Raw genomic sequence first — 21,294 nt, 5'->3', positions numbered from 1 at the left:
AACTGCAACCTGGTGACCCTATTCAGCGTGTCAGCATCTTCACACATCGTCATACATCGGACACGGTGCGCGCGTTGAAACGGGTGCGGCTATCGAGACTCCTCTTCTTACGAAGCGCAGTTGGACCCGCCTAGTGCGTGCTGGCACTGCCCACTACGTGTCCTCTCGAATGACAGGCCAAGTGAATGGGTGGCCGCGATCATCGCCAGTTCGAGAACTTGTGCATGGTCCCAGCAGGATGCCGCTGTTCGGTTTGTGATCAGATCAGCAGTCAAGGCTGCAGAAAGCTGCGATCGTCGTTTCACAACCGTTAGACTTGCGCGAGCGTGGAAATGGCGACTGCGGCGCGAGTGCAGAACGATCTCGAGACCAGGAGCTTGCCATAGAGAAATCGACGTGCGATTTGCGGTTATCGCATCTGACCGTGATCGAACGCCATTTTATCAAAGGCCAACCACCGCATTTAGGATGTGGGGAGCGTGATGGCAGATCTGTCGGCAAAAGGCACATTATTCTAGCCGCCGGCAGCGCCTGGCCTCCCATCACAACAGCGCAAGCTTTTGAGCTTTGACGGCTCAAAGAGCTTGCAGTTTGCAGGAGGCAAGGGACCTAAGCTTTCGTCTTTGATGGTCGCCCCCTAGTCGGTGTCTTTGAAGAGTAGAGCGACGAGGGAACGAGTTTAGTGAAACTTGTAGGAGACCTGCAGGAAGGTGCCCCATCGTTCCATGCGATAGTTCGCAGGGTAGGGCCCAGAGGTGACGGGAAAGGTGCGCGTCTGCATGGTGCCGGTGTGGAATTGCTCACTATCTCTCGGACTCCACATCGCCCAGTAGCGGCCGCCGACGCCGACGCTGAAATTGCTGGTGATGAGGTACGATAGAATACCTTCTATTTGTACCCCACGACCACCACTCCCGCGATGATCAATGAAGGTCGTGAAGTCGCGCAGCAGATGATTGTCGCGCCCCTGGAAATCCGTCCAGGGCAAATAAGCGATATCGGCGCTCACGCGCCAACGATCGAGAAACATGGTCTCAGCGTTGAGGCCGATGCGCAGCGCATTCCAGTTGGTATCTTGGCTGCCGATTGTCCTTTGATCGCCCGGCGTGAGACAGTAAAGCGACGCGATCCGAACGCATCCTGTCGAATCAGACTTTTGGCTGTAATAGGTCCAGCCGGTGATTGCACCGATCTTGTACGTGCTCCCACGCAAAAAATCATAGCCCGCATCAACCGTGTAGTACATGAACCTACCGTTCGCCTGACCCGAGATTGTGTTGGCATAGGCCATGGGATCTCCGGCTTCCCAAGCTAAGCCCCAATCTTCATCATTCATATTCCCGCTGTTAAAGAGCCCGACTCCGATATTGCCCTTCAGGAAGATCCCCCAGGGGCTGTCAACCCGTTCGAACATCTCACCGGAAATCCCATCCAGCTTGTGATAGGTCAGCCTCGACACAAGACCGGGCGGACCATTTTCCCATTGAAATTTTCCTCGGCTCAGCCAGAGCCGTGTGCCGCTTTCAAGCGACCAGCCTGCGGCGAAGGGAATAGCCGGCGCGCGAAAGGTCGGCTTTATCGGATAGAGCGGCGTGTCCGACCACCGCGGCGTCGATGCATCGGCGTCAAGATGGTAGTTCAGAGCGATCTTGCCGATCTGGTAGCCGCTAGACAAGTTGGTGGCGTTAGCTGGCACCGTTGCCAAGGGTGGATATTCTAGCGTCGAAGGGGTCACCACAGTTGGTCCGCCGAACATCAGATAATCATATTCGAGACTCAACGACCACGCCGGGGTGAGCGCGTGTTCGACGCCCGCGCCGATGATGCCCCCGGCACGACCATAGTCAACATGGGTTGCATTCTGTGGTGCCCATCCGGAAGGGTAAGTCTCGCTACGAAACTCGTTACCGTTGGCGATATCGCCGCGGTTGTGTTGCCAGGCCACACCTGCTTTGAGATAGGCAAGCGTGCGGCCCTGCGGCCCAAAGGCATAACCCAGCCGGCCGGTCCCAGTGACGAAGACGTCCGGACTTGCGTTGCAGTTTGCACTCACGAGCACACCGGAAGCGGCAAGACAGGTGTTTGCACCGTCCGAGATGGCGCCGCTGGCATCCAATTCGAGGCCAAAAACCCAGCGGCCCCTCTGCCAATTGTAACCGATCTGCGCTCCTGCCAGGAACACAGGGGTGTCGACCACGTCGCCATAGATCGAGGGACCGTAGGGATCACCAAATGATGTGCGGCCGTAACCCCCGCCGACCTGTCCGCCGAAATATCCTCCGGTCCAACTCCATAAGACAGGCGGGAGCTTTACTACCGGCTTAGAGTCTGCCGAATTGACGACCTCGCTTGCAACCAGCGCAGCCGCTGCCATCCCCCAAAACAAAAGTTCAGATCTCATATCACCTCACGAACACACAATGCGCGCGCCATCTTGCAACGAAGGCCGAGTAACCTTCGTTGTCGTCCAGCTTCCACGGGGCTGTTGTGCAGGATCTAGGCCATCGGATGTGGCGCGCGATCCCTGCAGTTGTTCGTCAGTGATGTCGCCTTCGCAACAAGCCCGATGATCTTTGAGACAAGTCCGCGTCTGATGTTGGTCATACCGCACGCTTCACGCTCGGCATCCAGCGGATGGATAGGGGGACGCTCTGTAATGGTCCGGTGAGGATAGCGGCAGAAGTTCTGTTGACTTACACGATACGGTTTCACGCAGCCCTCAAGTAGGTCGCTCTCCCCGAATAGAGATTCAAGTCAGCTGATTGGCTGAAGCATACGGTGTCAGCCGATCTCCACTCCTGCCGCTAACGCAAACAGCCAAACACAGAGGGCGCCAAATGTCTGTGATGCGTCCCAGGGAGATTGATGTATCTTGCCCGACCTGCAATGCCGGCCCGCCGAAATACCGCGACGTCTTGCTCTTGACGTCCAACCATTTCAGCTAAGAAAACATTCGTGAAGGTCATTTGGGACGAACCAAAGCGACTCGGCCAATCTCGACAACCACGGGATGGATTTCGCCGATCTCAACGAGAAGTTCTTCGATACGGCTGTCGTCTTGGGAGCCAAGCGAGACCGTTATCGCGCAATCGGCGTGAATATTCGCGGCGTTATTTCGCGATACACGGCAAGGAGGCCGTCAGCATCATCAGCATGGGCCCAGCCAGTAAAGCGGAAAGGGGGTTCTATGAAGCGAATCGTCGCTAAGAAGCGCCATACTGCCAGCGATATGCGTGCTGTAAGCGATAATCCCGAATGGACTAAGCGCGACTTTGCAAAAGCAAAAGCCTTCGACGAGGTCTCCCCAACGATGCGAAAGGGTACGGCCCAATAAGGCGCCCACAAAGAAGCCGGTTTCGCTACAGCTCAGCGCCGTTTTTCTAGATCATTTCAAGGCTGGCCCAATTGGCAGACCAGAAACGACGAAGCGCTTGTGAAGATTGTCAATCGAAAGGCTGGATACCCGATCGGTCGCTTGACAGGAGTGCGGGAGCAATCTGATCGTGCATTTACAAGGTGCGCTAAGATCCCCCTCACTGCCGTTAAGGCAAAACGCCGAAGGTACGGCCTTCCGCAAAAAACCAAAGAACCGCAGCAATTCGAAAGCGGCGAAGCCCGGCAGAAAGCCGAGCTTCGCCTCTCTTGAGACGGAGGGCAACGCTGCTCCCTACTCTGTCGGCTGGCCAGTTTTGCCGCCCGACCTCAAAAGCCAAGTCGAGTTGAGGCGGCCAAGAATGCCAGTGCGCACAAACGTGCTCACGGCGTCCACGGCGTAGTCGCATGTACGCGTTCACGCGCTTTGGTTCCGACTTGGGCTCATCTCCCATTTTGGTTCTGCATGCTTTGGCGGGTGGAAGCCCGCTGCTCCAACTACCCTTTGCAGTTGCGCTTGCGTGGAGCCCGGCGCGAGCCGGTCATGGAGACGACGCCAACGCTAGTGGGGACAGATTGTAACCGATTCGCGTAACCGAGTTGATCCTTGCACCGCCTGCGCAGGAATGTGCGGAGGACCCGAGAAGGTGCCGTTTAGCAGCGTTGGCGGCGGCATCAGGCGCATTTCAGGCACGCCCCTGCCCCGCCCCTTCGTTGCAGAAATACTGCGCGACTGCGCCTATTGAAGCAGCTTTCAAGACACGCGAGTGGGAGCTGACGCGAGAAAAAACTTCTCGACGGCGAATATGATGCAGCGTCAATTTACAGCAGATCGTCACTCGAACATCCCGACGGCCGGGTGACCACCGCACCGAATTTGGTTGGGCGCACGATGGTTGGCTATTTGATCTGGACGGCTATCTAATTGTCCGCTGCTTGCAGCGCATTGGCCGATCGACGCGGAAGCGATGACGCTCACAGGGATTCGCTTGCTCGATCATCAGGAACGGAATAAGAGCGATGCATGCTGAGAAGGAATTATCGAGTGCCCTATGATTTCGACAAGCATCGCCTCGGAAGCCGGATGAATTTGAGCACTACTTTGTAGCGGCACAAGCAGTTCACCGTCTGAGCGGACCAACGCTTAGTTGACCTTTCAAAAAAGCACCGCCGGAGCCCTCCGCTTCAATTAAGCACGGGAGGGGATCATGTTTCATGCTTTACGCTAGGCGCACCATAGCACTGATCAGGATTTGGGCGAGGGAAGTTGATGCGGTTCATACACACGTCGGACTGGCAGCTCGGTAAGCCGTTTGGACGAGCGCCCGACCAAGCTCGCACTGCTCTATTCGAAGCGCGTCTCGATGCGATTGACACACTTGCCGCTGCGGCGCGCCGCGAAGGCGCCGAATTCGTGCTGGTGGCCGGCGATGTATTCGATAGTCCAGAACCAGGTGATCGCGTCTATCGTCAGGCGCTCACGCGCATGAAAGCCGCATCAGACATACGTTGGGTCCTGCTTCCGGGCAATCACGATCCGGCGCGTGCCGACGGTCTCTGGAGCCGTCTCATCGGCGAGGTGCCCGAGACTGTAACCGTTTGCCTCGAACCACGGCCTCTCGAACTCAAGGAGGGATTCTGGCTGCTCCCTGCCCCGCTGCAGTTCAAGCGGGCGCTAGAAGACCCGACTGCATGGTTCGATTTCGCGGAAACCCCCGCGGGCGCGAAGCGCATCGGCCTCGCACATGGTCCAATCCGAGATTTCGGTTCCCACGGAACGGCTGGAAACCTGATTGCGCCTGATCGAGCGCGCCGGTCCGGCCTCACCTATCTTGCACTCGGCGACTGGCACGGCCGGCACGAAATCGATCCCAACACCTATTATTCCGGAACGCCTGAACCAGATGATTTCGGCCGCGAGGTGAGCGGCGTCGCGCTTTGCGTGGACCTAAGTTCCGAAAGGCCAAGCGTAGCGGACCTATCGACCGGGCGCTATCATTGGAGAACAGAAACTTGGTCGCTCAGCAGCGCGGCCGACCTGAACGTCTTGCTCGCCGGTCTGGCCCCTGCCGTCGAGCGTCGAAACCTTATCTTACGTCTTAGATTATCCGGCCTTCTCACACTCGCAGAGCGAGTGGTCCTGCGCGACCGGCTCGAAGGAGAGCTGGCTCACGAGGTGCGCTGGCTTGACCTCAATCTCGACGATCTGTATGCGCGTCCGACCGATATGGATCTCGCTGACATCGATGCCCATGGCGTGCTGCACGTGGCTGCCGAACGCCTGCAGGCCTTGTCTGCGGAAGGCGGTGTGCTCGCCAAGCGCGCTGCCGCCGCGCTTGAGCGCCTTTATGTCGAACAGCGCCGAGCCGCCCGCGCGGAGGCACACTGATGCTGATCCGCGACCTCGCTATCGAAAATTTCCGAAAGTTTCGTCGGCCGATCCGGCTGACCGGCTTCAAGGCCGGCTTGAACCTGGTGTGCGACCAAAATGAAGCAGGCAAGTCGACGGCGCTCGAGGCATTGCGAGCGGTGTTGTTCGAACGGCATGGATCGCGAAGCGATCGCATTCGTTCGTTTCGGCCGCATGGGGACGATGTAGCGCCCTCTGTCGATCTGACTTTCGAGATCAGAGGCGATGTCTGGAAGCTGCGCAAACGCTTCCTCCAGAACGCTTCGGTGGAGCTTGAAGGGCCCAACGGACGCGCAACTGGCGACGAAGCCGAGGAACGCCTACAAGCGCTACTTGGGTTCGCCCGCGCTGGCAATCGCGGCGCCGACGATGATAGTCGCGGAGCGCTAGGGTTGCTTTGGGTAGAGCAAGGCCAGTCCTTTGTGTTTGGAGTGCCGGGGCAAGGTGCCCGCCGGACACTTGAGGAGGTCCTGGCCGGCGAGGTCGGCGTTGTAACCGGCGGCCTGCGTACTACTACGGTGCTGCAGGCCATTGAACGAAATCTCGCTGATTTTCAGACCCCGACGGGCCGCCCCGCCCGCCGCCTCCTTGAGGCTCAGGAAAGAGCAACTGCCGCATGCGAAGAGGCGCGCGTTGCACGGGCCGAGCTGGAGCAGTTCGATACAGTGCTCAATCGTCTCGAGTCGAAGCGTAACGAGCAACGGCGGTTAGTTCGCGAACTCGAGGATCCCGAACAGGGCGAACGTCTCGCCCAACTGGAGACCGATATCGATCGCGCGAAGGTCGCGGGACAGGCATTGCGCACTGCCGAAGCATTGCTGCGCGAAGCGACCGGCGAACGCGTGCGATTGGAAGCCCGTAAGGGATCTCGGCGCGAGTTGCGCGACCAATTGGAGCGCGCCGAGCAGACCGCGGCTACCTTACGTCGGGTCGCCGCGGATCATCACGCCGTTCAGGGATCGGCCGAGGAGGCCGAAAGCGAGGCGGCCGCAACACTCGAGACCGCTCGGGTCGCCTTGCGCATGGCCGAGGAAGACAGGCTTTCAGCGCAACAAGTGCGAACAGCGCGGATGCGTCAGCGCGCGCTTGCCGCAGCCTTTGCCCGCCTTGAGGCTGCCGAAAGGACTGCGGCCGAGCTCCAGGCGCGTCGCGACGAAGTCGCGGCGATTCGGATGACGCTGGAAGCGAGCGCGCGGTTGCAGGAGCTCGAACAGACCCTCGTCGAAGCCAAAGCGGCCGCCACCGCTGGCGCGGTCCTCCTCAAGATCGATTTGCTGCAGACGGCGCCGCAAGTTCGCCTGAACGGCGTTGTGGTAGAGGGCAGCAGTCGCGCATTCGTGACCGACACCCAGACTCTCGAGTTCGAAGGTATCGGAAGCGTGGCGGTTACGCCGCCTGCTTCTGGCGCCCCTGCACAGGCCCGACTTCGTGCAGTAGAACAGGATCTCGCCGCGTTTCTCGCCGAGGTCGGCTGTACCGATACAATCACCGCCAAGGAGACGGCGCGAGCGCGCGTGGAAGCTACCCAAGCGGTCTCTGTGCTGTCGGCTCGACTTGCGGCCTCCTGCCCCGAGGATCCGGAGCTCGGCATTGTCGCAGGCCTGGATTCGCTGCGCGGCGCGCTCGCAGCCATAGACCAGCCAACCCAGCTCGCCGAGGATGGAACCGATCGAAGAGAAGACGATTTCGAAAAAGCCTGGCGGGCCGCACGCACCGCTGAACGAGAAGCCGAGGGTCGTCGCCAAGCTGCGCTCGATGCGCTGCAGGAGGCGCAGCTCGCCCATGTTCGCCTGACGGGTCAGGTCGAGCGCGCTGTAGCAGACGTTTCACGGTTCGGTGCCCAACTCGCGACCGAGCTCGAAGCTTTCGACGACATTGCACTCGGCGCCGCATTGGCGGCTGCAAAGGCAACCGAAGCGCGTGCGATCGTTGCTCGCGACGAAGCGCGGCACGCCGTCGATGGGCTCGACGAGACCGTGCTGGTGCAGCGTCGCGACAATCTACGCAAGCGAGGCGAACGACTGGCCACTGACAGGCTTGTTCTTGTGAGCGAAATCGCCCAGCTCGAAGAACGCGCCAAGACGCTCGGCGGCACTGGGCCGACCAGTCGAGCGGCAGCCGCCGCCGAGCTCGCGGAGGCTGCGACCGCAGCACATGCCCGGCTGAAGGAGGAAGCCGAGATGCTCGCAATGCTCGCGGAGACCATCCGCGAAGCACAACGCGAAGCCGCCCGTCGTCTTCTTGTACCCATCACACAGCGCGTTACGCCCTTCGTCAGCCGGCTCTTGCCCAATGCATCGATCACATTCGCGGAGGATCTCCGTCCGATGCAGCTGTCGCGCGCCGGCCGCGAAGAAGCCACCGAAGATCTCAGCAAGGGGACCCAGGAACAGCTTGCCGTCCTCACGCGCATCGCCTTTGCGGACCTCCTCATCGAGAATGGAAAACCTGCCTCGCTTGTGCTCGATGACGCGCTGGTGTTTGCGGATGATGATCGCTTCGAAGTCATGCTGGAGATATTGACCGAAGCCGCGCAGCGCATGCAGATCATCATTTTGAGCTGCCGCACCAGCGCCTACCGCGGTCTCGAGGCTAGCCGGATCATGCTTGCATGATAGCTCAAAGCACATCTCAGCGGATCGCCGCGGCCCACTCAGTCTGATCAAGGAAGAAATGAATGGCGGCCAAGAGCAAGGCCGAGATCGCGCAGGAATTTGCCCAAAGCGCGCTGAGCGCCACCCCAGTGATTATCCTCGGAAGTGGCGCCTCAGCGGCGCATGGTGTGCCGGGAATGGGAGCGCTAGCAGAGCATCTGTCTGCCGCATCGCTTCCACCTAGATGGACGGCTGAAGAGAATGCCGAATGGACATCGTTCATTCGTCATCTCAAGGCCGGCACCGATCTTGAAAGCGCGCTACAGGCGGTACGCCCTACCGAACGCCAAACCCAGTTCATTGCAGGCGCTACACGGGAATTTCTGCTGCCTTCCGACCTAGCAGTCCTCACATCGCTGTTAGCCGATCGCCACACCTTGCCGCTAACCAGGCTTTATCGGCACCTCTTCGACAGCACACACACGATGATCCATGTCGTCACGCCCAATTATGACAGGCTCGCGGAATACGCCGCCGACGCGGCTGATGTTAGCACGTTCACGGGCTTCAACCATGGCTATCTGCAGACCCGGGCGCGGACGCCTAATACCCGTGTCACCATGAACGGGAGGCCGTCGCGCACGGTGGCGGTCTGGAAGGTCCATGGCTCCCTCGATTGGTTCCAGGCAGCCAACCAGATCGTTGGCGTGAGAAGCGCCGTCCCAATCCCGGCGGCCTATACGCCGCTCATGATCACGCCGGGCATTGACAAGTACCGCCTGACCCATGGCGAGCCGTTCCGCACAATCTTGAGCTGCAGCGACAACGCGCTAGAGAATGCCCGCTCTTACCTCTGCATCGGCTACGGTTTTAATGATGAGCATGTCCAGACCAAGCTTATTGAGCGTTGCGACTATAATTCCATACCGCTGGTCGTGATCACGAAGGAGCTGACGGTCAGCGCTAAGGCCTTTCTGACCGGCGGCCGTTGCCGCCGCTATCTCGCCATCGAAGACAGCGCCGCGGGCGCGCGTGCATATACGCACGACGCGCCAGCAGGATTCGACCTAGACAAGCCGCTGTGGCGCCTCGATCAATTTCTCGACCACATCACAGGAATACCTGCATGAGCATGCTCGACTTTACCGATGCAGAGGCGCTCGGACGCGTCCAATCGGTCGATACCGCCACCGTGATTGTTCGCGTCGATGACGTCGATGCATTGCGTGCACTACAGGTCAATCGGCTGGTCGCGCTCCAAAGCAGCTTGGCCGGCCACAAGCTGATTGGCGTTATCCACAAAATCACCCGCACCGCGCTCGAGGAAGCAAAAGTGGCCGACGTCGAGCGTGCCGACGAGGCCCATCCCGAGGTTAATCTGGTCCGCATCACGTTGATTGGAACTCTGCTCGACCGGGACGGGACGCGGGCCAACGTATTCCGGCGTACGCTCGAAACGGTTCCGGAAATTGATGCATGCTGTTTCGCACTTGAGGGCGAACGGCTGACCCGCTTCATGGGCGTCATCTCTGAGGTGACTGGGGGTGCTCAGCGTCTGTCGCTCGGCGCTTATACTCTCGATCCCAACGCGGAGGCTTACGTCAACGGCAACAGGCTTTTCCAGCGCCACGCCCTCATCGTCGGTTGCACTGGCTCCGGTAAATCCTGGACGACAGCGCGTCTCCTGGAACAAGTGGCCGAGCTTGAAAGTGCTAACGCTATCGTGTTCGACATGCACGGCGAATATGCGTCTATGGCCGGGGCCGGTTTCGCGCATCTTCGAGTCGCGGGGCCGGGCGATATTGATGCGGACAAAGGCCTCACTGACGGCGTGCTTCACCTTCCCTACTGGCTGATGAGCTACGAAGCGCTAGTCTCGATGTTCGTCGACCGCAGCGACCAAAACGCGCCTAATCAGGCCATGGTTATGTCGCGTGCGATTGTCGATGCGAAGACCAGCTTCCTGACTGCAGGGGGCCACACTGATGTTCTCGCCAACTTCACGATCGACAGCCCCGTCCCTTTTGCGATGGCATCGGTGCTCACGGAACTCGATCGTCTGAACACGGAAATGGTGCCAGGCGCCAGGGCCGAAAAGCAGGGCGACTTTCACGGGAAGCTCAGCCGCTTGATCCAGCGCCTCGAAGGCAAGCGTACAGACCGCCGACTCGGGTTCTTGTTTCCGGCAGTGGGCGTCGCCGATAGCTATAAGTGGCTCGATGAAGCAGTCACGCTACTCCTAGGCGGACGAGCTGCCAAGGGGGGCCGCGACGGGGTAAAGGTGATCGACTTTTCCGAAGTTCCCTCGGACATTCTGCCGCTGATCGTCGGCATGGTTGCACGTATGGTCCTTCATGTGCAGCAGTGGAGTCCGCAGGGGGCACGTCATCCAGTGGCGCTGTTCTGCGACGAGGCACATCTCTATATTCCCCAGGACGCTACCTCCGGCGCCGCAGAGAATGCGATCGCGACTTTTGAGCGCATTGCCAAGGAAGGTCGAAAATATGGCGTTGGCCTTGTCGTCATCAGCCAGCGGCCCGCCGAAGTGAATCGCACCGTCGTCAGTCAGTGCAACAATTTGATTGCCATGCGCTTGACCAATGGTGACGATCAGACGGTGGTACGCCGCCTGCTGCCCGATAGCCTGGGCGGGTTTGGTGATCTGCTCCCCGTGCTCGACACCGGCGAGGCCCTCGTGGTCGGCGATGCGATCTTATTACCTACACGCATCCGGATCGCAAAGCCGATCAACGAACCGCTCAGCGGCACGATTCAGTTTTGGGACCGCTGGGCGGATCCGAGGGCTACAGCCGAGCTCGACAAGGCCGTAGAGAGTTGGCGCCGTCAGACGCTCGTCAAATAGCGTCTGGTCAAACCGAGCTACGGGGGCAGCCCACGCGGCTTATCGCGTCCGTCACCCGTTTCACTTCGGATCGCCTATCTGCGGGCAACTTCCGTTGTCTGCCGCGATCGTCGGCCATGAGAAAGTTCGAATTGCGGACTCTCGACAACCCCCTTTCGGTTGGTCGAATACCAAGTTCCAAGACTAGCTGCTTGACCGCGGCAATCCTGGGACGTGCATCCAGAACGTAAGCAAAATTATCGCGACAGATGATCCTATCGTCTTCATCACGATCTACCCATGAGTCGACGGAGGCCATCACGGAATCTTCTTGGATGTCGATCACCCCGGAAGCGGCCGCGTTCATGCATGCCGAAACACACCATGCCCGGGCTTTCTTCTGGAGTGCTGGGTTTGCGACATTAGCGAGGGAGCCTGACGTTGGCTCGACTATGCGTCGCCCGTGTTCGAAGCAAGGTTTTGCACGAGGTCTTTGCTGGCACGGCAATTGCTGGACCGTGAATGTCGGTCCTCGCCAACCTTTTGGGTTCTGATGTTCCTGCGACTTGGCAGTTATTGTCGCAACAGAGAGCCAGATTGCCGCAACAGACAGCCAGCTGTGACTGCGTATTCGCAATTTCAGACGCAACGCGGCTGGTCGGTTTCGATCTGGCCGCAGCGGTTACTCCACTAGCTCGGTCATCTGATGGGACGTCAGGGGGGACGTGAAATGAGTACAGGGCCCGAGGCTCTCGCCGAAAATGGGGCGGCACCCCTCAGATACGGCCTCGTCCCCTGTATGACTGACAGAAGCGAACGAAGTTGGAGGAAATCCGACAGCCTCGAACGCGATCCAAGATCGAGCCCTCGGAGAGGAAATGATGATCAAGTATGCAGTCGTCGGCGCTGGTGCGATTTCGCAACAAGCTTTCTTGCCGGGAGTCGGACAGTCCGCGAACTCGAAGGTTACCGCAATCGTAACCGGTCATCGAGACAAGGCCGCGCAACTAGCGGATTTTCATGGTATTGGTCAGGTCGCCAACTATGACGGATACGATGCCCTTTTGAGAGGCTCCGACGTCGACGTGGTGTATATTGCTCTGCCCAACCATTTGCATGCTGACTATACGGTTCGGGCGGCTCGCGCCGGCAAGCACATTTTGGTCGAGAAACCGCTGGCTACCAACGAACAAGATGCCCTCGCTATGATCGCCGCTGCGCGCGAGGCTGGCGTGTTTCTGATGACCGCCTACCGGCTCCACAACGAACCCGGAACCGTCGCGGTCCTCGAACATGTCCGCAACAACGCGATCGGCCGACCGCTCTTCTTTCAATCGGTTTTCAGTTTCCAGACGGCGATAGGGAACCACAGACTTAAAGCTGCGAGTTGGGGTGGCCCCCTCCAGGACGTGGGGGTCTACTGCGTCAACGCGGCTCGTCATATCTTTACTGAGGAGCCGATTGAGGCCGTGGCAATGGCGCACCGACCGATCGATGACCCACGGTTTGGCGAGGTGGATGCGTCGGTCGCAGCCTTGCTGCGTTTTCCTTCAGGCGGTTTGGCCCAATTCATCGCCAGCTTCGGGGCGTCTACCGTCGACAATTATCGAGTCGTCGGAACGTCGGGTGATATCGAACTCGACCCCAGTTTCCGGTTCGAGACGGCAACAAAATTGCGCCTGCGCCGCGACGGCGAGGTCGGTGAAACCCAGTTTCCGCACATCGACCAATTTGCCGCGCAGGTGCAGTACTTTTCAGATTGCATCAAAGCTGGAACGCCGCCCGAAGCCGATGGCGAGGAAGGCTTGGCGGACCTGCGCGCACTGCTCGCAATTGAGACGGCCGTCCTGACCGGACAACCGCAAACGATCACATCCCGGCCACGTGCCCGCCATCCAACCCCCGACATGGTGCGATTTGTCTCTGCAACCGATCGACGACTGGTCCTCTGAGGGGCCTGCTGCCAACATCGTCAACGCGGACGAGACGGATTCAACCTGCTCAGATCCAGCCTCGCCGAACCTCCGCGCCGTGATGGAGGCTGAACATCCGGCGTGCAAACCCGCTTGTTCGTTGCCTCGGCTCGAAGTGTGTTGGCCGCTGCCATCATGTTTTCATCGTCCGTTGTAAGCCGGTGATCACAAGCATTAGTCTCAGTCAGTCGCGTGATACCGCGGCCGTCGACTCATCGAATTCGCCACCAAGCCAACCACTGAACGCGCGAAGAGAGTAAGTGCAAACGTTTTCCTGTCTTGACCTGCAAGCAGCAACGACTGTGCCGACGACTCTTGCCCTACTGAATCTCCCAATTCCATCTTGAACGAAGCTCGCGTGCGGCAGACCAAAGTCACTGTTTCGAGCGCGACAGGCCCTATGCGTCCTTCAAAACGGAACATGGACCAGTGGTCGTTTGCTCGCGATACGTCCTCTTTCTCTCGATTATCGCGGCGGCCTTCGGAACGGAAATTGCTCCGCTCCATCATGAGGCTGCTTTCTGTGCGGCGGAGAACCCTACGCGCTGCAAAACTTCTCCTCGGAAGAGCCGTTGATCGAAAGTTGCCTGCCCCCTTCGTCCGTTGGAGCAATCTAGAGGCTGCCTTGAGCAACCTTCGGGTGAGCATCAACACGCTGTGGCTGTTCGCCGGTGCCCGCCGCGGCATCATGATCTACCGCGCTGCGGTCGTCGTGCAGGAGATCGATGGCAGCGACGTTGCGGACATTATGATCGTCTACGAGCGGCCAAGCGACCCCGCGATCGATAGACCATTAACTGAACGTCGGGGGGCTGCCGCTCGACCCGAGAACCGCCGCTCGAACGGTTTTAGCGGCCCGAATGGTCCTACGATGCGCGGAACCTAGGAGCTTAGCGCTTGGCGGGCGCTCAACCACACCAAGACTGCCATAACAATTTTGTACCTCAGTCAACTACCAAGGCCAGGAATTGATCTACATGACGAAAGCATGTCTTCATCCCGGTTCATGAACCTCGGCAGGTCCAACGTGTCCTGCAAGGATTTCGGCATGCAACCTCAACCGCAATATGTATTCGATAGCGCCCCTCACCGAGGTGCTGTCTCGTCGTGCGTAGAAGCGCTGCGCGCTCAGGTCTGCTCCACTACCGAGCTCTCCTTCCTCATGGAAGCGCATGACGGGCTCTCTGGCGCTATCGCCAAGCGCGCAGGATTCAAAAGTCTCTGGGCGTCGGGTCTGTCGATCGCCTGCTCTCTCGGCTACCGCGATGCCAACGAAGCTTCATGGAGCCAAATCGTCGACGTGGTCGAGCGCATCGTCGACTCGACTGAGCTTCCTGTGCTCGTCGACGGCGATGGCGGCTTCGGGAACTTCAATAATGCGCGCCTCCTGGCACGCAAGCTCCGTCAGCGCGGCGCTGCCGGTGTCGCGCTCGAGGACAGCTGTTTTCCGAAGATGAACTCATTCGTTGGCGAGCGGCATCCCCTTGCCGATATCAATGAATTCTCCGGCCGACTGCGGGCCGTGAAAGATACAATCGCAGAGGACTTGGTCCTCGTTGCCCGGATCGAAGCCCTCATCAGCGGCCATGGACTGGACGAAGCAATTTTGCGCGCTCACGCTTATGCTGATGCGGGAGCCGATGCAATCCTTATCCACTCACGAAAGAGCAGTGCGGATGAGGTCCTTTCGTTTGTGAGTGCCTGGCAGAACCGGCTGCCGGTCGTCATCGTTCCAACGAAATACTTCCGAACCCCCGTCTCAGTATATCGCGATGCCGAAATCTCGACAGTGATCTGGGCAAACCACTCTATGCGAGCTGCAACGGCGGCAATGCGACGAGTCTGCGATGACATCATGGCCAAGGAGGGTATTGCCGGCGTTGAGCCACATATCGCGACGCTCGACGAGGTCTTCGCGATGTTCGGGTACGACGAACTCGCCCGTGCCGAAGTGCGATATTTGCCTCGCCGATAACCAACGGCAGCCGTTTCTCATGTTCACAAAAAATTACTCGTTAGGAAGTGCTAGTACCCACTTTTCTTGGATCGTGAGTCATGATTCAAGGTCGGGATGATCCCCGAAGCAAGAGAAGTCCACCTTTCGCGGAAAGATCGCAAGGTGCTTGAGGCGTGTTGTCGCTCGCCGGTGACGTTGCAGCGCGATTTGAAGCGGGCGCGGATAGTTCTGTTGGCAGCGGACGGGCGCAGCACCCGCTCGATCGCCAAAGAAGTCGGGGTCCAGCCGCGGATTGTCAGCCTTTGGCGGCGCCGCTATGCCGATCATGGCCTGGAAGGTCTGCAAGACAAGCCGCGGCCTGGCAAGCAGCCGATCTATACGAAGGCTACCGACAAGCGGATTCTGAAGCTGTTGGATAAGCCGGCCCCGCAAGGGTTCGCACGCTGGACCGGCCCTCTGCTGGCCGAGGCACTGGGCGATGTTGACGTCCAATATGTCTGGCGGTTCCTGCGCATCCACAAGATTGACCTCGTGGCTCGCAAGTCCTGGTGCGAGAGCAACGACCCGAACTTTACGGCCAAAGCCGCCGATGTTGTTGGCCTCTACGTCGCCCCGCCCGCGAAGGCCATTGTGCTATGCGTGGACGAGAAGCCTTCGATCCAGGCCTTGGAGCGAGCGCAGGGTTATCTGAAGTTGCCCAATGGCCGCGCCTTGACCGGCCAGAGCCACGATTACAAGCGGCATGGCACGACAACATTGTTTGCGGCGCTCGAAGTCGCCACCGGAAAGATCATCGCGACGCATTCAAAACGCCGACGCCGCGTCGAGTTTCTCGACTTCATGAACAGCGTCACCGCGGCTTTTCCGAACCGGAAGCTTCACGTCATCCTCGACAACCTCAACACCCACAAGAAGAACGAGCCCTGGCTCAAGGCCCACCCCAACGTGCAATTTCATTTCACGCCGACAAGTGCGTCCTGGCTCAATCAGGTCGAGGTATGGTTTTCGATCTTGCAGGGGCAGTCGCTCAGCGGCACCTCCTTCACAAGCCTCAAGCAGCTTCAGGATCACATCGATGCCTACGTCAACGCATACAACGACAGAGCCGAGCCCTTCGTCTGGACCAAGAAAAAGGTCCGTCAACGCCGTTTCAAAGGCCGCCGTATCACTCAGCTCTGATTCCGGGTACTAGCATGCGATCGACCGCCCGATCGCAACGGTCCACTGTAGCCTCGTACGATACCTTTGTTTGCTCTCCCGATAATGGAGATTTCAGAAAGTGGCGCCGCAGCTCCCAGATAGCCGCCCTGGGCATCTCGAGCCCCTCACTCGATCAGGTCACTTATCCAGAAGGTCCGTGTCTCTCGGAGAGCGACCGACACGGAGCCTAACTTGTTTCGTTCGAATCTTTAGGTCACTTTCGGCAGACTTGAACACAACGGTCAGCACTTCAGTGTTCGGACGATATAGCAGCGGCTCGCGGGCGACATGACCGCGGTAGGTTTCTTTTTCGTTGCAAGAAGCATCCGCTTCGGCGGCGCGCCGCCGAAGAGTGCCCCTTGCGGTGCCCCTGATGCAGCTAGCTCGAGCTCACTAGCTTTCAGTTCGAGTTCGCCGCTGGGCTGATATCCTCCCTCTTCCTTGCATGGCCCTCTTCTTTCTCTGGGCACATTGATCGATGCCGCAACGATCGATTTCAAGGAGGTGATTAACAGGCAAGATGGAGGGACCTCATCGCGAGTTCTTTCAACTGATTGACGAGGGCGATCGTAGTCTAACGCAGCAAAAGAATGAAGTGGCGGGTCGATCAGGTGGGGCGAGCTTTGTGTTGTGTCGGATCAAGACCTCCCGCTTCATAGGATTCGAAACTGACTTCCCTAAGCATGCTCGATCCACTGGACAGGCGCCGTCCAAGAGCTTCGACAAAGCGATCGTAGCGTTCAGCGCCCTTGGCGCGCGCCGCGGGGCTCGACTGCTCCGGTAATGCCGGAGTTGCCGTCAACCAGAAGCGGATGAACAGTCCAATCGTTTCCAACGTAACACCGTCATTGCGCTCAAGGCGCTCGAGCGTACCCACGATCCGGTCGAGCCGCTTGGCTATCGCCGCTTCCCTCCGCTCGGACTCATCGGGGGACAGGAAGGAGGCAACGGCAGCCTCGGCAACCAGCGACTTGGGCTTGCCCTGATGTTTTGCGAACGCCTCGAGGCTACGGAAGATCTCTGGATCGAGATAGATGCTGAGCTGGACCTTCTTCATCTTAGCCCTCTCAAAGGTCCATCTTATCGTCCGGGTCGAGGCTGACCGAACGTGCAATCCCCTGCATCGAGCGATTCACGGCCGTAACTTGCGCGGCATCAGCATCGCCATCATCGAGCGCGTCGTCGAATTCGTTGTCGGCGCGCGGCGCCGTGATCACGACCTCCTCCTGCGGCGCCAGTTCTGGCTCGCGTCGAATGCCACCATTCCCATCGCGGACGTTACGCTTCGACGCGGTAAGCAGATCGATCGAGGGCGGAATCGGTGTGTGGGCCGACCAATCGTCGGGCTGCGAGACCAAGCCGACTGGAACGTTGTGCGACGGGCCTAATATCCGGCTTTGGAACTGCGGATCTTCGTAGTAGCGGACCTTGTGGGCGCGCATCGGGTGCACGCCGGAAACCATCACAATGGCCTCGCTGGGCGAGAGCTGCATGACTTCCCCGGGCGTGAGCAGCGGACGAGATGTTTCCTGGCGGCTGACCATCAGGTGGCCAAGCCATGGCGAGAGCCGATGCCCGGCATAGTTCTTCATCGCGCGCATTTCGGTTGCGGTTCCGAGCGCGTCCGACACGCGTTTGGCCGTGCGCTCGTCGTTGGTCGAGAAGGCAACGCGGATATGGCAATTATCGAGGATCGCGTGATTCGCGCCATAGGCGCGCTCAAGCTGATTCAGGCTTTGGGTGATGAGAAAGCTGCGGATGCCATAACCTGCCATGAAGGCGAGCTGGCTCTCGAAGAAATCGAGCCGGCCGAGGGCTGCGAACTCATCGAGCATGAGGAGCAGCTTCTGCCGCCGCCTGTCGGTATCGAGGCTCTCGGTTAGCCGCCGCCCGATCTGGTTGAGAACGAGCCGCATCAGGGGCTTTGTCCGGGCGATGTCGGACGGTGGCACCACAAGGTAAAGCGAGACCGGTCGGGGTCCGTCGACAAGATCGCGAATGCGCCAGTCGCTCCGCCCCGTGACCCGGGCAACCACGGGGTCACGGTAGAGACCTAGGAAGCTCATCGTGGTCGACAGCACGCCGGAACGTTCATTTTCACTCTTGTTGAGGAGTTCGCGCGCCGCCGAAGCCACGACCGGATGGACACGCTCTCCCAGATGGGGCGTCGCCAACATTGCGTTCAGGGTCGTTTCGATTGCGCGCAACGGGTCCGACAGGAAGCTGGCAACGCCGGCAAGCGTCTTGTCTGGTTCCGCATAGAGGACGTGGAGAATTGCCCCGACCAGCAGGGAATGGCTGGTCTTCTCCCAGTGATTGCGACGCTCGAGCGCGCCTTCGGGATCGACGAGAATGTCGGCGATGTTCTGGGCGTCGCGGACCTCGCAGTCGCCTCGGCGAATCTCGAGCAGAGGATTGTAGGCCGCGCTCTCCGGATTGGTCGGGTCAAATAACAGCACTGGCCCAAAGCGGGCACGCCATCCGGAGGTCAGCTGGAAGTTCTCGCCCTTGATATCGTGGATGATCGTGGAGTTCGGCCAGGTCAGCAGCGTCGGAATGACAAGGCCGACACCTTTGCCGGAACGGGTCGGGGCAAAGCAAAGGACATGCTCGGGTCCATCATGCCGGAGATAACGGCCCTCAAAGCGACCGAGCACGACGCCATCTAGCCCCAGAAGTCCCGCACGGCGAACCTCCCGTGCATCCGCCCAGCGGGACGACCCATATGTTGTCACATACTGAGCTTCCTTTGCCCGCCACACCGACAGGAAGATGGCGACGCCGACCGATGCTATCCCGCCGCTTGCGGCGATGCACGCTCCCTTGACGAAGATGACAGGCGCGTAGGCGTCGAACTCGAACCACCAAAGGAAGAAGGCAGCCGGTTGATAGACAGGCCAGCCCGCGATTATGAACCAGGCAGGCCCGAGTTGCGGCTGGAAAGCCAGACGCCACGCCGTCCATTCGGTGGCCGCCCAGAGGAAAGCGAGCACGACCATTGAGACAAAGAGTAGTTGACCCCAAAGAATCTTCGTCGCGGGCATAGCCAGAATTGATGCGCACCGTGAGGGCGCCATTCAACGGCAGTCCTTTCGAGGTCGCGGTGTCGCGGAGCATGGCGAAGAGATCGGCGGGTCAGAGCGAAAGGTCGCGTTTGCGCCCAAAACTCCAGTCGATCCCGCCGGGACCTGCGATGCCCCTGACCTGTTTACCCAGTTCACGCTCGAGCGACGGGGTCCAGGGCACGAGCTGGAAGCCGAGCCCGTTGTCGATCATGGCAAAGCGGCCGGAGGCGAGCGAGATCCTTTGGCGGTAAACCCCGGAAATGGGCTCTCCCGCCTCGGCGGATAGATGCGCCAGCCCTGTTTCGGAGGCCAAGCGTTGGCCCACGGTATCGAGCTCACGCTTGCGCAGAGTGCCAATCAGGTTGCCGCTTAATGTGACTTTATCGCCATCGCGGCGGGCAAGCCCGTACTCTACCAGTGCATCAATGCGGCGATCGAGCGCGGCCCGGACCTCGGCGCCGAATCCGCCACGCGCGAGATCGACGGGCTCACGAGCGACCAGGCGCCGATCGAGCCAGGTCGACCCTTCCCAAGCCACCTGCTGGTCGAGATTAAGATCTGAGCGGACGGCAAGCGCGATCCGCTGCCGGCCTTTCGTATCCTCGAAGCGACGCAATTCGACGATACCGCCAACCGGGCCATCACCGGCCGCATCGATGTCGGGGAGCCTGAGATGATGAACACGTCCGTCAATCCCGTCGACAACGGCGAACGCCGATCCCCTAAGCTCATCATCGAGCCCACGGGCGATAAGGCGGCCGACGATGGGTTCGCCATGACGTTCGCCTTCGAGCGCCCAGGAGGATGGTGAACGAGATGCGCCATCCTTCGCGAGTGTCTTGTTCAGCCGCTTGATGATATCGCCGCGTTCTGAAAGCGCACGCAAGCGTAGCTCCGTATCAGGAGCGAGAACCCAACGCGCGGGACCGGCGGGCTCAGCGAGCCCCAGCCGCTCGAGCGTCCGCATCCGGCCAATCCGGATCTCGCGCAATGGCTCGGACCCGCCGCCGCGCTCTGGGCGCAGATCGATCACCCCGTCCGTCCGTCCCCCTTCCCGAGCAAGCGCGCGATCGAGCCGCGTCCAGCGCTCGGCCGCAACCTCTGCCTCAAGGCCGCGCCGAACCTCAAGCTCCGATCGGGGACCAAGTTCGCGCGTGACGAGATCACTTGCGCGGGCCCGCAGACCTTTGCTGATATAGTCACGGCTGATCACAAGGTCGGAGCCATCATCCGTGCGGCCGCGCACAAGGATGTGAATATGCGGATGCTCAGTGTTCCAATGGTCGATGGCGACCCAGTCAAGCCGTGTACCGAGATCGCGTGAGGCCTGATCCATCAACTCGCGCGTCAAGCTGCGTAAACTTCCCAGTTCGCCGGCGTCATCCGGCGAGACGATGAAGCGGAAATGATGCCGATCGTTCTCGCAGCGCTCAGCGAAGCCTCGGCCATCTGCGCCATCTCCGGCAGCATCGAATAGTTCGCCACGCGATCCGTCACGGGTGACGCCGTCACGCCGCAGGTAACCGATATGGGCCCGCAGACTGCCTGGCGAGCGCATCCGCCGCACGACACGCGCCTTGACCATGGCACCGCGGCCTCGATCTTGCAGGAGCCGGTTGGCGCTAAGGGTCGCAGCGCGCCCACGCCCAAACCGGCCGCCACGACTGCCGGCACGACGTGAAAGACCGCCGGCTTTCTGCGCGGCTTGGAGCGCTTGCGCCAGGAAGGGCTTTGCCCGCGGCCAGCGTGTCGAACGTATTTGGCCCGGGCGGACGCGAAAATCATCGTTACGCGTCATCTTGGTCCCCGCAATGTGCAGAAAGCCGAGCCAAAACAGCGTCGTGGAAAAAATGACAAGTTGTGCTCGATCTTCGCAACGTT

At 59.8% G+C, this 21,294-nt stretch carries 12 protein-coding genes and 1 pseudogene; 9 read left to right on the top strand and 4 right to left on the bottom strand.

Going from position 1 to position 21,294, the window contains the following annotated elements:
- Positions 1-679: 679 nt before the first annotated feature.
- Positions 680-2,401, bottom strand: coding sequence for an outer membrane beta-barrel protein (locus NLM31_RS06500; protein ID WP_254191812.1), 1,722 nt, complete (start codon positions 2,399-2,401; stop codon positions 680-682).
- A gap of 554 nt (positions 2,402-2,955) precedes the next feature.
- Here NLM31_RS06500 and NLM31_RS43290 point away from each other — a divergent pair.
- From NLM31_RS43290 to NLM31_RS06455, 9 genes and pseudogenes are all read left to right on the top strand, one after another.
- Positions 2,956-3,207, top strand: a pseudogene (locus NLM31_RS43290) (BrnT family toxin).
- A 1,435-nt stretch (positions 3,208-4,642) separates the two neighbouring features.
- A complete protein-coding gene (locus NLM31_RS06490) occupies positions 4,643-5,761 on the top strand; it encodes a DNA repair exonuclease (RefSeq protein ID WP_254128522.1) in 1,119 nt (372 codons plus the stop codon).
- Complete coding sequence (locus NLM31_RS06485; protein WP_254128521.1) at positions 5,761-8,397, top strand: AAA family ATPase; 2,637 nt, start codon at positions 5,761-5,763, stop codon at positions 8,395-8,397. Before NLM31_RS06490 ends, NLM31_RS06485 begins: the two co-directional genes overlap by 1 nt.
- A gap of 62 nt (positions 8,398-8,459) precedes the next feature.
- Positions 8,460-9,506: an SIR2 family protein gene (locus tag NLM31_RS06480; RefSeq protein ID WP_254128520.1), complete on the top strand. Its 1,047-nt coding sequence runs from the start codon at positions 8,460-8,462 to the stop codon at positions 9,504-9,506.
- Positions 9,503-11,239 (top strand): ATP-binding protein, encoded by a 1,737-nt coding sequence (locus NLM31_RS06475; protein WP_254128519.1) that lies wholly within the window; start codon positions 9,503-9,505, stop codon positions 11,237-11,239. The genes NLM31_RS06480 and NLM31_RS06475 overlap by 4 nt, the downstream gene beginning before the upstream one ends.
- 857 nt (positions 11,240-12,096) lie before the next feature.
- Complete coding sequence (locus NLM31_RS06470) at positions 12,097-13,170, top strand: Gfo/Idh/MocA family protein (RefSeq protein WP_254128518.1); 1,074 nt, start codon at positions 12,097-12,099, stop codon at positions 13,168-13,170.
- 646 nt (positions 13,171-13,816) lie between these two features.
- The gene (locus NLM31_RS06465; protein WP_254128517.1) at positions 13,817-14,077 is read left to right on the top strand and encodes a hypothetical protein; all 261 of its coding nucleotides are present in this window, start codon (positions 13,817-13,819) and stop codon (positions 14,075-14,077) included.
- 162 nt (positions 14,078-14,239) lie between these two features.
- Complete coding sequence (aepX, locus tag NLM31_RS06460; protein WP_256561093.1) at positions 14,240-15,166, top strand: phosphoenolpyruvate mutase; 927 nt, start codon at positions 14,240-14,242, stop codon at positions 15,164-15,166.
- A gap of 96 nt (positions 15,167-15,262) precedes the next feature.
- Positions 15,263-16,327, top strand: coding sequence for an IS630 family transposase (locus NLM31_RS06455; protein ID WP_254191403.1), 1,065 nt, complete (start codon positions 15,263-15,265; stop codon positions 16,325-16,327).
- A 628-nt stretch (positions 16,328-16,955) separates the two neighbouring features.
- Here the strand turns inward: NLM31_RS06455 and NLM31_RS06450 are convergent.
- The 3 genes from NLM31_RS06450 to NLM31_RS06440 form a co-directional block, all read right to left on the bottom strand.
- Positions 16,956-17,405, bottom strand: a complete 450-nt coding sequence (locus NLM31_RS06450) for a CopG family transcriptional regulator (RefSeq protein WP_254128516.1) — start codon at positions 17,403-17,405, stop codon at positions 16,956-16,958.
- Positions 17,406-17,415: 10 nt separating this feature from the next.
- Positions 17,416-19,392, bottom strand: coding sequence for a conjugal transfer protein TraG (locus NLM31_RS06445; RefSeq protein WP_254191811.1), 1,977 nt, complete (start codon positions 19,390-19,392; stop codon positions 17,416-17,418).
- Positions 19,393-19,483: 91 nt separating this feature from the next.
- A complete protein-coding gene (locus NLM31_RS06440; protein ID WP_254191810.1) occupies positions 19,484-21,211 on the bottom strand; it encodes a DUF3363 domain-containing protein in 1,728 nt (575 codons plus the stop codon).
- Positions 21,212-21,294 lie beyond the last annotated feature (83 nt).

The organism is Bradyrhizobium sp. CCGUVB4N, from assembly GCF_024199945.1.
Taxonomy (GTDB): domain Bacteria; phylum Pseudomonadota; class Alphaproteobacteria; order Rhizobiales; family Xanthobacteraceae; genus Bradyrhizobium.
The sequence above is the reverse complement of the archived record's forward strand: the minus strand, read 5'-3'. Positions and strand labels throughout refer to the sequence as shown.